Origin of the sequence: Streptomyces sp. NPDC102279 (assembly GCF_044766365.1) — a bacterium.
Classification (GTDB): domain Bacteria; phylum Actinomycetota; class Actinomycetes; order Streptomycetales; family Streptomycetaceae; genus Streptomyces.
Genome location: NZ_JBIWLU010000002.1, coordinates 608,919 through 622,257, shown reverse-complemented (window position 1 = coordinate 622,257; position 13,339 = coordinate 608,919). Strand labels below are relative to the sequence as shown.

Below are 13,339 nucleotides of genomic sequence, written 5' to 3'. Positions count from 1 at the left end.
ACGTTGAGCAATCCGCAGGCCGTGTGCCCTCGGCCCCTACGGCCTCGCTGCTCGTGTCCGCCAGGCTCACGCCTGTATCGCCCCACGCAGCACGGCCATGGCTATTCTCAGGTGCGGTGCGGTGTCGCGGACATCGAACTGCGGCCTCCGCGGCGGATGGCAGTCCGCGAAACGGTTTACTGCTCGGCGTAGTACACAGGGTCGAGGCGCTAAGTCGTTGTCAGTGCCTGGCGAGCAGACGTCGGGCAGAGTCGGTGATCCATGCTCCGATCGACTCGCGCAGGTTCGGGTTGCCCGCAACGTGTTCCTCGTACTGTGACCAGTGGGTGCGGACCCGTTCGATGGTTTCGACGGCCTCGTGGCGCAGGTGTGCCCCGGTCGTCCCGAATCGGTGGTCCAAAGCGTTTTCGAGCCGGTCGAAAGCGGTGAGTCGGACTCGCTCGAAGGACTTGCTGCCGCCGAATTTGAGCCCGAGGTCCTCTGGTTCGTCGCTAGGTGCGTAGGGGATGGTGGACACCAGGTCGTACACCGGGGAGAGCGACGGTACGCGCCGGTCACGATAGATCAGTGACCAGTTCTTCAGGTGGGCGTCCCCGTTCCCCACCAGTACGGAGAAGGCGATGCGCCGGGCAGTCTCACGCAGTGAGTCGACGTCGTGGCCACGATGGGCGATAGCCGCGACCGTCTCGAACGTCGACTGGTACTTGTCCTGCGGGTACTTGTCGCGGACCTGCGCGAAGTCCTCGATGTGGACCGAGGTGCGGTGCTCGTCCCGGGTGCGGTCGAAACGGCGTACGGCATAGGCCCACTGCTCGCCGTTGGGCCACATACGGTCTGGAAGGCCGTCGAGTTCATCGCGGTGCATGAGACGTACGTCCGGGACATCAAGTCCAGCCGCCTTGGCCAGGGACATCATGGTGAACTCATTGCGTGGCACGTCCGGATGGCGATAGTCCGGGAATTTGACCAGCCAGTCGCCGTGCTGGCCCGCGGCGGGCACCGTCAGCCGATCTCCTCTGGCCAGCATCGAGAATTTCAGGGCGACGCCCGCCAACGAGAACCGCCACGGTGAGTCGGAGGGGAAACCGTAGGCTCCGCCAGGCCGTTTCCCTGCCCCTGAGGGGGCGCCGTCAGACCATTCCCAGCCGTCGTGGGGTCCCTCGGTCGGCAGCACTTGGACAGCGCCCGGCAGGTCGTGTCCGACCTGGGCCAGAAGCTCCATCTCGCGGTCGAGGGAGACCCCACGGTCGTCAGCGATCCACTCCCGCAGCGGGCCCTCGGGCAGGAGGTTGGAGAACCAGCGGGGCAGCCGCAAGGCGGATGCGTAGGGAGCGCTGAGATTCTCCTCGAAGCGGAGACCGAGCACAGGGCGCTGAGGGTCGGTCACATATGACTCGTCAACGATGAAACGTGTGTGGTCGCCCTTCTGACAGAGCGTGCCGATCCGACGGGAGTGCAGGAGGACGGCGTAGTACGTCTCTGCGAGGATGGTCATCCGCGACGGTGTCCTGTTCATGAAGAGGTGACTGGTCAGAACTTTTCTTCGGGCTCGTCGAGTTCGCCGAGCGTGTCGAAGTCGAGGGCGTCCAACGACGGGGTGTCCTCGTAGTTCCACTCGGCCATTCGGCCGAGGAAGTCCGCAAGCTGCTGCTGGATGACTTCCTGACGGCGGTGCAGGAAAGCCTCGCGGTCTCCTCCGGCGAGAGCCTGGCTGATCTGCCTGTTCATGGTGTGCGAGGCCAGTACTGCCTCCCAGGTCTCGTCGTCGAGATGAGCGGGACGGTGGGCGAGCATCGTGGTGATCTCTGAGACCGGGTCCTCGGTGCTGGGCAGGAACAGGCGGTTCGCGGCGTACAGCACCTGCTGGGAGGTGAGCCCGCGCGGGAAGATCACGTGGGCCACCGTGCCCGCGGTCTTCTGATCGGCGAGCAGGGTGGACAGGTCCTGGATGTCGAAGGGCGCACCAGTAACCAGAGAGCGGGGGTGCAGGGACCACCAAGAGCTGAGGATGATCTTTGCGGCGGCTTCGTTGGTACGGAAGCGTTCGATGGTCGGTACCGACGGCTGGGCTTCCGCCATGGTTTCCATGAGTCCCATGATCGAACCGTGCTCGTCGCCCTTGCGGATACGGGCGCACAGCACCCTGGACACCTGGGTGAAGCTGCCTTTGAAGACGGCGGGTCCGGACACGGCCACCCGCCAGTACAGCCGGCGCAGCAGTCGGCGGGTGTTGGGCTCAGGGTCGGGGAAGTGCGCGAAGAAACGGGTCATGACGACAAGCAATGCGCGGTAGACGAGGAGCGCGAGGTGCGGCACCTGCGCCTCGGTCTGCAGGAAGCCGATGGCGCGGACCAGAGCCTCCTCGCCTTCACCGTATGCGGAGTACTGATCCTCGTCCTCGAACTCCGGGGCGGTGCGGCGGCCTGTGGACGTGAACTCGTTGCGAATGTCCCGCGACGGGTCAGGTCCCCGACGCGCGAGGATTGAGGCGAGCACGGTGTCCGTGTCGATGGTGCCGAAGCCGGTCCTGGTCGCGATGCGGTCGGCGATCCGGGAGAGGTTGAGCCTTTCCGCTGCCCCTTCTTCCGGGCCCGCGTAGAGCGCGGAGAAGATCTCCGCCCGGTTGAGGCGCTTCCCGTAGTTGTTCATACGGTCGAAGATGTCGGTCAGGATGTCGAGGTCGTCCTGCCGTACAAGATAGGCGGGCACCTTGTACTGGCGCAGCGCGGTCGCCACTCGGTCGGCCTCGTCGAACAGGTCGGCGACCAGTTCTCCCTCAGTACGGAACCAGCCGAGAAGCTTCTTCAGGTCGAAGAGAACGGGCAGTGCGATGTGCTGGGGCTCACGGGTCTTGGGCTGTGCGATGAACCTCTTTTCCGCGAGGTCATAGTAGATCGAGAAGGGCTCGTGGAGATGTCCTTCGGGGCTGAGAGCGTTGGCGAGACTGGTGATGCGCTGCTGCCCGTCCACCACCCAGAAGGCGTCCGGAGAAGCCGGGGCATCGATCTTCAACTGGCCCAGTGTGAAAGAACGCGGAGGTGTCTTGCGAACCCAGAGAAGAAGGTTTCCGATGGGGTAGCCCTTGACGATGCTGTCGAAGAGACGCAGCACGTCACTGGTGGCCCAGCGGAACTCACGCTGGAAGTGCGGCACGTGGATCCTGCCGTTCCACGCCTGGGTAACGAGGTCGCCCAGTTCGTACGTGGTCGCGCTGGGCTGAGTGTCCAGGCCTGCGGTGGTCATCTCCGTGTCCCCCTGGTTCGGCTCATGTGATCAGATTTGCGTGACGACGGACCATCGGCAACGTGTTTCGGGACAGGGCTGACGCCTAAAGTGGAGGAGCCGGCTGTCACAGGTCGTGATGCCTCATCCGGTACGCGGTGAGCCCGCTCAGCGGGCGCACCGCCCGGAAGGTGGACTCCCGGGCGATCGTTTTCATGTGCTACACGTTACTCCCGGTGGGGATCTCCAGAGGTTCGAGCGGTGGCCGCTGTTCGCGACGGCCGATCTCTGCTGGCTCTCGTCCTCGTGCAGACGACGCGGCTGGATCTGGGGTTCAGGGCCTGCACCGAGTGAGCCGCCATGTCCTCGACGGCCTGCGAACCGGACGCCCGGGCGTCGGCGACCTGGCGGACCCCGTCGCGGCCGAACGCAGCCCGTGGGCTTGCTGGACGTTGACCGTGACGACGAAGGCTGCCGGTGGGACTGGACGACGCTTTGACAGTGGGATTCCCGCCGATGTGCTGGCCAAAGTGCGGGTCGTCCTGTGCCTGCTCGGGGACCCGGCCACCACGCAGGCCTAGTCGGGGCCTTCGACCAGACGGCGATGGCAATAGTGGCCATGTACGGCTTCGCACAGCCCGTGCTGAGCGGCGACAGTCCCGGCCTCGGCAGCTGGCGGACCCGCGTGGTCGAGATCCAGGCCCCCTGGACGGGCGAGTGCAAGCGGCTTCTGGCTTCCATGGCCCTCGCGATGCGCTACCACCCCGTCTATCCGGGCGGCAAGACGAACAAGCACCGGGTCGGGCGCCGAAAGGGTGGACTCCCGGCACAGCCTGCCGGGCGAACTGCCGCGCACGCACGCGCGCTCATGGATGCTCGGTTTCATCCGAGCCGTCGTCTTGCACATCAGCGAGGCCGAACGCACGGCTTGCGAGGACACCGAGCGCGACCTGAGGATTGAGGAAGCTATGCCGTACGCGTTTCACGGGCAGCGGCTATCGGCAGGGCACGCCCAAGGACACCAGGCCGACATCGGTGGCCTCACCCTGGAGGACGAGAGGCAGGAGTCCGCGAGCTCACTGCCTGATGGTCGCGTGGACACCGCACATTGGCACACATGCTGAGGATTTGTGTCCGAGGCCTTGGGACTCGGCTCAGCGCAGCATGGACCCGATCCATGTGGCGGCCTCTTCGGGAAGAGCGTGGGTGCAGATGCCGAAGACGTGGATGCTGCCGAGTCCGCTGTGGGGGCTGCCGACATGAAGGGTGCGGTGGGCGTGCCCACCAGACTGAGGATGGATGATCACTGCGCTCTGGGCGTCTCTGGAGGCGTAGCCGGCGCTGTACGTGAGCAGTTGGTGCACGTCGGCCGCGCTCACGCCGTGGCGGTCGTAGCGCTTGTACTTGGCGTCCACGGGCAGCAGCGTGCGCTGGGCTGTGTCGTGTCCTGGAAGGCTGAGCAGCAGATCGGGGCGGAAGGCCGAGACGTTGCCCAGGTCTCCACGGACGGTGATGCCGATGTCACTTCCGCCGGGTACGGCGTGGCCGCCGTACGGGCTGACGGCCTCGGTGCCGAGACGGCGGACGACGGCTTCCCAGATTGCGGGCATGGCGAGCAGGAGGCCGTCCGCCGTGCTGCCGTGATCGCTGAGCAGGTCGGTCACGCCTCCACCGCGCAGCAGGAGGCGGGCCCAGGTGTGGGCAGGGCGGTAGCGCGCGTTCAGGCGCGTGTACTCGGTGCGGTCCAGAGCATTGAGTGCCGCGACCGGCGTCGATGCCTGCGGGAAGGCGCCTGCGATGCCGTGCAGGGCGCGTGCCAGGTCGGCGTTGGCGGTCAGGCGGAGCGCGGCCTTCAGTGCGCTCCCCAGAACGCGGTTGTCCCAGATGTCCGCCTCCCGGTCGAAGGTGCGGACGTGCAGCTGGTCCAGTTGCCCGTAGCGACGGGTGGCCTGTGCGGCGATATCCAGGCGTCCTCGGAGCACTGGTTCGACGCTCACGCGGCGTACGTAGTCCCGGCGCAGCCCCTCTCGCAGCAGCCGCTCGCACTGTTCGAGCAGGGCGGCGGCGACCAGGTCGGAGTATCCGTCAGGGCCGGTCGCCCAACGCCTGGCCGCCGCCGGGACGGGCGTGCCGAGGGCGTAGGCGAGCCAGCTCATGAGCTGCTCTCCCGGGATGACGAACTTGGGTGCGATGGTCACACGGACCCGGTCCAGGACCAGGATGCCGACGGTCGCGTCCGCCTTGAGTCGCCATCCGGTGTGGTCCGGGACCAGGGTGAGGCAGCCTCGTGCCTGGAGGGCGTGCAGGCGGTCGACGTCCCGCGCGGTCAGTTGATCGATTTTGAGTTGGGCGGACTCGTACTCGTCGAGCCGGATCGGGATGCGGTCAGGCATTCGGGCCGGTCTCGCCGCTGGTGAACTCGCTCGCCAGGGCGTCCGCCAGGTCCTGTGGGGACATGAGCAGCGCACGCCCCGTGTCGGCGTCGACCAGGCCGCCGAGGATGCGATGCAGCAGTTCCGCCCGACCGACGCAGTAGTCCTCCAGCAGCGGGATCACCTCGTGGTGGAAGGCTGCGGCCAGATCCTCCTCGGTGGCGATGGGCGCACCGTCGCGCAGCAGATAGGCGTGACCGATCTGGTGGTCGGCATCGAGGTGACGGGTGATGCGGGCGTTGAGGGACTCGAAGAACGCGGCCAGGTCCAGCGGGCCGACGGTCCCCGAAACGGCGTCCGGGTCGGGGCCCACGGGCAGGAAGGCGAAGCGGCGGCGTACGGCGGCATCCAGATGGCTGATGCTCCGGTCGGCGGTGTTCATCGTGCCGATGATCCGGACGTTCGACGGCACGGAGAAGCGCCGCTTGCTCACGGGCAGGGCGACCTGCAGGTTGCGCTTGTCGAGTTCGAGGAGGGTGATCAACTCGCCGAAGATCCGGGGCAGGTCACCGCGGTTGATCTCGTCGATGACCAGCAGGAATTCCTGTTCGGGATGGTTGGTGGCCTGGCTGCACAGGTCGTAGAACAGGCCGTCCGCGAGGGCGAGGGTGAGCCCGGGACCCTTGGCACTCAGGTCTGGCTTGAACCCTTCGACGAAGTCCTCGTAACCGTACGAGGGATGGAAGGTGACCATGCATACGCGGTCGCCGTGCAGCATGTCGGCCTGGGCCCTGGCACGTTGGGTGGCATCGGTGTCGAGGGCCTCCGCGCGATCGTCCATGGCGAGCGCGGCGCCGAGCGCTAGCCGGGACTTGCCCGTACCGGGCGGCCCGTGCAGGATCACCTGCCCCTTGCGCTTCAGGGCGTCCAGTACGGCCTGTACGTCCTCGGGCAGGGCGACCGGCGTGGTCTGCGGCGGCGCGTGGTTCGCACCCGCGTCGGAGTCGGCCCGGTGTGCGGTGAGCTTCGCGAAGAACGCCGGGTCGACCCTGGCGAAGGTGGACCGCCACTGTTTGGGCTCCGACAGCTTCTGCGCGTGCGACAGATCCCAGTCCACCGGGACGACGTGCCGGTACTCCGGGAGGTCCGGTTCAAAGCGGTAGCCCCTGCTGACCGTGCCCGTGGCCAGGACCTCGTCCACTCCTCGGTTGGCCACGATCCGGTCGCCTTCCTCCAGGTCACGGAAGGCCAGCAGCCGACGGGCGAGCGTGAGACTGCCCCCGCTCTTGCGGGGCCAGTGCGCGTCCAGAGCCTGCTTGAGATCCGTGTCGCTCTGGTAGAGGCCGAGGTCTCCGACCTGCTCCCATCCGACGCGTATCACCCCGTCCGCTCGGCACTCCTCCCACAGACGGCCGCGCTCACCGGGGGCGATCTTCCAGATGGTGCGCTGTCGGGACCGCGGGTCGAAGTGCTTGTACAGGAAGTGCATCACTTCGTACCTGGTCCAGCCCTCGAACTCCTCGCGAGAACGGACCAGTTCCAGCAGACGGCGATTGCTGCCCCAGGCCGGTACATCGCCCTGCGTCGAGCCGCCCAGCAGGGAGACGAAGCGGCGCAGATGCGCTCCCGCATAGATGGGCAGGAAGTGCTGGGGGAAGTAGGTCGCCAGGGACTTCGTCACCAACGTCGGTCCGTACCGCAGTACTTCAAGGTCGTCCAGGACGTCGAACTCTCCCGCCACGACGGCGTCGAGGGCCTGGACGAACTGACCGCGCAGGTGTACCCAGGCGTCCTGCGGCTCCATGCCGCGCAGGGGAGCGGCCAGACGCCATTCACCGGAGACGTGGTGGTACATGATGTGCTTCGCGGCACTGCCGCCCTTGATGCTGCCCAGGTTCGGTGTGAGGAACTCCAGCACCCGGCAGTATGTCGGCCCTGATTCGGGGGCCGTGGTCTGCCCGAGGGCATACCGCTCCAGTGACAGCTCGGCCCACGCGTCCAGCGGAAACTGGGACAGCACTTGCCTGCGCTCATCCGCGGCGGCCAACTCGACGTCCGCCACGGCGGTCCGGTCGAACTCGGTTGCCGCTGTCCGCACATCCACCCCGTCAGTCATGGAGGACATGATGCCGGAGGGCGAGGGGCCGTATCCGATGTGCGCTGAGGTTGGGTGACTTCCTGCGTCTGCGTCAGAGAGCTGGCACGATGCTCAGCAGGGCGAGGTCGTTCCTGGGAAGCGAGTGTCACGGCGAGGGGAGAGATCGTGGAGGACTGGATCTACATCCTCAATCCGAACAAGGACACCTTTGACGGAGAGCCCTCCGACAAGGAGACCGTGCGCCATCTCGCTCACGCGGACCCCGAACTCGACCTCTGGCTCAGTCGGCGCAACCGCATGTCCCCGCGCGACCGCCTGTGGTTCTTCTTCAGTCAACCGGAGTCGGCGGTTGCAGCGGTGGCCGAGGTCGACAACGAGCCTCAAGAGGACCCCGATGACCGGGAATTCTCCTACCGGGTCGATGCGACTCTGCTGCCGGGGCCCACGGACTTGCTGTACGGCAATCCCGTGAGCCGGGACGAACTGGAACTCGGCCAGGTCCGGTCCGTGCAGAAGGTCAAGCCGGGCGCGTTGAAGATCCTGCTGGCGCGGGCAGGTCTGTGACGCGACCGGCGAGCGCCAGCGACACAGTTTCTACCAGTGTTCCGCATCCCACAGAGCCGGCTTCGTGCGAGGCAGAAGTGCTTCACTGGCACGCGTGTTCAGGGGAATGAGCTCGCCCGCTGTGCGGTCGAGGCAGAAGAGGGGAGTTGGCGCGGCTACTCGGAAGGGCAGGAGAACGGCCGCTTGATCGCTGACCCGAAACAGGTCAGCCGACTGCACATGCGCTATGCAAGACTGCGCTCGCAGGCCCTCTCCCCGAGTGACTCCGTGGGTCTGCTGGAGCGGATTCGAGGAGCGCTATGAGCACGTCCGAACTCGACTGGCGCAAGTCCAGCTACAGCAGCGCACAGGGCGACAGCTGTGTTGAGGTCGCCGTCACCGAACAGGCCATCCACGTACGGGACTCCAAGGATGTGGCGCGCTCTCCCTTTGCGGTGGGCCGTGACGGGTGGACGCGATTCGTGGGGTTCGCGGCGGGGATCTGAGCCGTGTTCGTCCCGACGGTCGCGCGGTCACGGGTCACGTTCACCGCCGGGACACCGGCCTGCCAGGTCAGTCGGCCAGCCCGACAAGCTTCGCGGCTTCGTCGCGAAGGCTCTTGATCGCTTCCAACGCTGTTGCACGCTCAGCGCTGATCTCCGCACCCTGCTTCGTGAGGCCGCTGAGCGACTGCTCCACCTCCGTGATCCACTCGCTCAGATACCGCCTACCGGCGTCCATGAGACTGGTTCGCTGTCCGCGTGCTTCTTCATCGAAGCCGTCCCTGATCGTCTTCCGGCGCTTGCTGATCGCCATCCACTTGCGTTGGTCCTGCACGACACTCGTCACGTCCACCAACGGCCCCATAACCGCCAGCGCCCACTGCGCCTTGCCGGCCGCGCCGACGACCTTGCTGGCTGCCTTTCCCTGACCCCACGGCTTGAATTTGCCCACGCCGTTGGTCATCCCCCCGCGGGGGTCGAGCAACTTCTGGCTCACTCGATTCTTGTTGAGCCAGTTCGCGATGTTGGAGGCCGCGCTTCCCCGCTCGCCACCACCGGCTGCGACCTTCCCGATCAACTCGGCCATCGTTCTGGCGCCCGCCTTCGCGGCTTTCGCCGCCGCTTCCTTGACCTCACGTGCCAACGGTGATTCGTCATCCGGGGGCGCGTCGATCGTCGTCTCGGGTGAGTCAAGGTCGTTCACCCAGGCTTCAGGCTCAGGCACACCGGTTCCGTACTCGGCGACCAGCACATCGAACGCTGTCCCCACCGATGAGGAGAACTTGGCGTCGAACTCGGTGCTCGCATGTACCAGTTCCTTGTGGACGGTACGAGCTATGTCGACGGCGACGACTCCATCCTTCTCCGAGATGCCGGCAGCGAGCTTGCTCCCCGCCGCGTTGAGTTTGGAAGCGACGACATCGCTCTCCCTCTCCAGTGTGCTCAGCACACTCTCCTTCACCTGGGAGATGGACTCCTCGACCTCCTTCACGGTGTCCGCGGCACCGAGTTCTTCGCCATCCAGTACCCACTTCTCCTCGGCGTCCGCCAGGACCCGGAGGAGTTCGTATGCCTGCGCCTTGGGCCGGACGCCGCTGATACCAGGTGCGATGATCCTCCGCAACTCGGCTGCGAGAGCGTCGATACCGCTCTCCGCGACAAGCAACTCACGGTGTGCGGCAGTGAGGTCGGGGTCATTTGCCGCGTCGACATAGTCGCGCGCGTCCGTCGGGACGATCGGGACACGGTTGGCGAAGGCGCCGAGTCGCTTGCGAACCTCTTCGAGGATGACATCGCGATCACTGTTCTCGGCGTTCATCTTGTTGATGACGACCACACTTCGGTCAGCGAACCCGTCGGCATCGAGCGCCTGCAGAATCGCCCTGGTCTCCGCTTCGCCTGGTAGCTCGCTCGTTGTCACGATCATCAGAGCGTCCGCACCACGCACGCCGCGCCGCGCCGCACCGGAGTGCCCCTCGTTGCCCGACAGTGTCCCGGGCAGGTCGACGAGCGTCACGCCGTTCCACTCGTACGGCGTCGGCTCTTGGGTCTTGGGCGCCGCGTCGACCAGTTCGTCGACGGCGGCTTGTGGGAGCCGGAGCAGTGCTGCGGTGAGCATCGACTTCCCCGCACTGTACGGCCCCAGGAGCGCGATCCGTAGCGGGCTTGTGTCCGTGTGGGGCAGGCTCGCTATCAAGCCACGAGTACGAGCATGAGTGCTCAGGACGCTTTCAGCCCGTGCGCTCAGTGTCCGTACACGGGCGTTCAAGTCCTCGTGGCTCTCCAACGCGTCAAGCGGATTGCTGTCAGTCATCTGCGTCCCCTATCTCGATCCGCTCGGTGAGAACGTCCACGAGGCGGTCCTGTAGATACGACCGCACTTCCGTCGTGCGGTACGCGTCAGTCCAGACGCGAAGTTCCACTCCTGGCAATCGGCGTGCCAGGTGGACCGCTGCCGGGTCCCCGCCCGCAAGGGTCAGGAGTCGGCGCACCAGTACGAGATCGATGGAATCGAACGCGGACCGAACGACCGACTGCAGTTTACGGAGCTGCTCGAACCGCTCCCGTGCGCGACTGATGTCCGCGGACTCCTCTTCGAACTGGGCACTGACTTGAGCCGTTGTGTCATCGATGGTTCGAGCCAACTGCTCTTCGACCATGTCGAACAGCGCATCGAGCTTTGCCTCGGCCTCGGCCGCAGTCTCGCCTGTCCACTTGTCCATCGCCTGCCGAGTGCGATTAACCTCACTGCTCACCGCTTTCGCCGCTCCGACCGCGGCGTCCAGTAGAAAACTCACGGCTATCGCAGCAGGGTTAATCTTGGTGGCACTCTCAGCGAGCTTCTTGGGGATCCCACGAGCGGCGAAGGAGTTCAAGAGGGCTGTAGCCGCCCCCTTGGCGGCTGCCGCGCTCCGCCGGGTCCGGATCTTCGGGTCGGGACGCTGTTGTACATGCAGGCCCTCATCGTCCTGCGGATCCGCGGAGCTTGCCTGCGCGCGCAGTACCCTCTCCCGTCTCCCCATCTCCTGCGCGAAATCGCTCTCGAGACCCGACACAAGTCGCTCCAACTCCAGACCGGTGATGAAGTCGCTCCACCTGTTCGAATGATCCACGCCACCCAGGCCCGGAACCTCATCCGGCAACCGCCCTTTGGCAAGCTGACGTTCGGCTTCGAGGCGCCCGAGCCTGTTCCGCCCCGCGATCAGGAATGCATCGAGCAACGCCGCCCGTTCGCTTGGCGCCGAGCGTTCGAGTGCGCTAAGTGAGCGATCGATCTGCGGTAGTTCCTCGATCAGTCGGTCGTCGAACGCTGCGAGCGGCGCCCGCACGCCTTCGGCCAGCCGAACGGCACGAAGCGGTATCGCACGCTGGGCCAGGAGTTGTTTGAGGGACTGTTCGAGCTCGGGCAACCTGCTCTCCCGGAGGACCCTGTCTCCCAGCTCGCTGTCCCCCGTGGACAACGCTTCATGCGCTGCACCGGAGTGGACCGCGAGGACGATGGGCGGCGCGACTCCGACCGCTCTGGAGACCTGCTCGATCCGGGCGGCGTGACCTGACGCCGACGCGAACGCTCTGTCCGGGCGCTGGGCGAAGAGTTGAAGGAGGTCCGGTGTGTTGACTCGGTCCTTCACGTTGACGACAGCGAGCAGAGGCTTTCCCGAGAGGAGGAGCCGTTGGAGTTCGGCGGCCTCCTCGTCGCGAAGCGTGTCGGCGTAGTTCCAAATCACCGCGTCAGCGCTGTCGCACGCGGTCCGAGCGCGCTGGGCGTCGAGATCGTCGTCCTTCGCGGCGAAGCCGGGTGTGTCGAGGTAGGTCACGGAGCCGATCACGAACGCGGAGGTCTTCCGCGTGGTGCGGTGCGCCCCTCGCCCGATCCCGGTCTGGTCCGCGTCGCGGGTCAGGGCTTTGCGGAGCGTGGTCTTGCCGGACTTGGTTCTTCCGGCGATGGCCACGCGCAGTCTGCCTCTCACCGCGGGCATGGTCCGCACGGCATCGCGCAGTTCGCGTTCGAGCGCCCCGATGCGACTGATGGCCTCGACGAGATCCTCGCTCTCAACCGCGTGCGCGGAGTACGGCGTTCGCTGAAGGAGAGCCTCGACCTCGGCCCGGAGGGTGGACTGGATATCGCGGTAGGCCGATCGACTCCCGTCTACCGCCCCGAACGAATGAATGTGTTCGTCGACCAGGGGCTCAAGGGCCGCGCGGAGATCCGGTTCGGTTCGCCGCACGTCCATGGCCGCTGCCACACGGTCGAACAGCTCGACGTCCTTCGCGTACCAGGACTCGAGCGCTCGCAGCCCGCTGATGTCGGTCCGGGAAGCGACCGTCGGCAGCCCTGCGGCGAGCCGTGCGGCTGAACTCGGGGCAGGCGCAGCCGGGGAAGTGGTCGTGCTCACGGGGACCGTCACGATCTCTTGCTCGATCACTGCCCTCACGTCGCTGTCCGCGAGCATGTCCAGAGTGCTCCCCGAAACGGCGCCGATGTCGCGAGCCCCGATCGCCCAGACCAGGGCATCGTACCGATCCGCTCTGAACCTGAACCGTGCGTCCGGCCCGAGCCAGCGCCACCATTCCGGTCGCACGGACAGGACCGCCTCGTACGACTCCTCCGCGGCGACGAAGTCCCGTACCTTCTCAAGCCGCGTCACCAGATCCCGGTTCCGCAGATCCCGGGCTGCCGAGACGCTGTGTCTGAGGACGAGCTCACGCGCGTCGGCCGCCTGCCGGGTTCTTCGGTGACGGCTCAGGCCGGTCAGCGCGTGTTCGATGTCGATCTCACGGATCGTACGCCAGATCTCCTTGGGCCATTCCTGATCCGCACGACGACACGGCTCAAGGACTCCAGGCAATAGCCGTTCCGCGAGCGCCACAGCCGCGAGGTCCGCCCGAAGGGCATCCTCCGTCACATCCTCAAGCGCCTGGAGATGAGACCGTACTCCTTCGAGCCGCATCAACTCCCCGAGCAATCTGGCGCCGTCGGGCGTCAGAGTCCGGCCCCGAGCTGTTACCAGGCGGACCAGTTCCTGTTCCGCGACGCACGCCGCCACGGCCTCGGACACCCACCGAAGGGTGCTCCCGGACGGTGGCAGGCCGGCACACCC

General features: G+C 66.3%; 8 protein-coding genes and 1 pseudogene. 3 read left to right on the top strand and 6 right to left on the bottom strand.

Features of this window, described 5'->3' with window-relative positions; translation table 11 throughout:
- Positions 1-220: 220 nt before the first annotated feature.
- From ACIRQH_RS06195 to ACIRQH_RS06180, 4 genes are all read right to left on the bottom strand, one after another.
- Positions 221-1,495 carry a type II toxin-antitoxin system HipA family toxin gene (locus ACIRQH_RS06195; RefSeq protein WP_404224461.1) on the bottom strand — a complete coding sequence of 425 codons (1,275 nt, stop codon included), beginning with the start codon at positions 1,493-1,495 and terminating at the stop codon, positions 221-223.
- A gap of 35 nt (positions 1,496-1,530) precedes the next feature.
- Positions 1,531-3,243 (bottom strand): DUF262 domain-containing protein, encoded by a 1,713-nt coding sequence (locus ACIRQH_RS06190; protein WP_404224459.1) that lies wholly within the window; start codon positions 3,241-3,243, stop codon positions 1,531-1,533.
- Positions 3,244-4,376: 1,133 nt separating this feature from the next.
- Positions 4,377-5,615 carry an McrC family protein gene (locus tag ACIRQH_RS06185; protein WP_404224457.1) on the bottom strand — a complete coding sequence of 413 codons (1,239 nt, stop codon included), beginning with the start codon at positions 5,613-5,615 and terminating at the stop codon, positions 4,377-4,379.
- Positions 5,608-7,710 carry an McrB family protein gene (locus ACIRQH_RS06180; protein ID WP_404224455.1) on the bottom strand — a complete coding sequence of 701 codons (2,103 nt, stop codon included), beginning with the start codon at positions 7,708-7,710 and terminating at the stop codon, positions 5,608-5,610. Before ACIRQH_RS06180 ends, ACIRQH_RS06185 begins: the two co-directional genes overlap by 8 nt.
- A 147-nt stretch (positions 7,711-7,857) precedes the next feature.
- On the opposite strand from ACIRQH_RS06180, the gene ACIRQH_RS06175 reads away from it, so the two are divergent.
- The 3 genes and pseudogenes from ACIRQH_RS06175 to ACIRQH_RS06165 all read left to right on the top strand — a co-directional run bounded on the left by ACIRQH_RS06175 (position 7,858) and on the right by ACIRQH_RS06165 (position 8,741).
- Positions 7,858-8,256, top strand: coding sequence for a hypothetical protein (locus ACIRQH_RS06175; protein WP_404224453.1), 399 nt, complete (start codon positions 7,858-7,860; stop codon positions 8,254-8,256).
- 144 nt (positions 8,257-8,400) lie between these two features.
- A pseudogene (locus ACIRQH_RS06170) lies at positions 8,401-8,559 on the top strand (Scr1 family TA system antitoxin-like transcriptional regulator); the annotation flags it as partial.
- Entirely contained in the window at positions 8,556-8,741 is a 186-nt protein-coding gene (locus tag ACIRQH_RS06165; protein WP_404224451.1) for a DUF397 domain-containing protein, read from the top strand. The pseudogene ACIRQH_RS06170 and the gene ACIRQH_RS06165, both read left to right, overlap by 4 nt.
- A gap of 67 nt (positions 8,742-8,808) precedes the next feature.
- On the opposite strand, the gene ACIRQH_RS06160 is transcribed toward ACIRQH_RS06165, so the two are convergent.
- Both ACIRQH_RS06160 and ACIRQH_RS06155 read right to left on the bottom strand, forming a co-directional pair.
- A complete protein-coding gene (locus tag ACIRQH_RS06160; RefSeq protein WP_404224449.1) occupies positions 8,809-10,551 on the bottom strand; it encodes a GTPase in 1,743 nt (580 codons plus the stop codon).
- Positions 10,544-13,297 (bottom strand): GTPase, encoded by a 2,754-nt coding sequence (locus tag ACIRQH_RS06155; RefSeq protein ID WP_404224447.1) that lies wholly within the window; start codon positions 13,295-13,297, stop codon positions 10,544-10,546. Before ACIRQH_RS06155 ends, ACIRQH_RS06160 begins: the two co-directional genes overlap by 8 nt.
- Positions 13,298-13,339 lie beyond the last annotated feature (42 nt).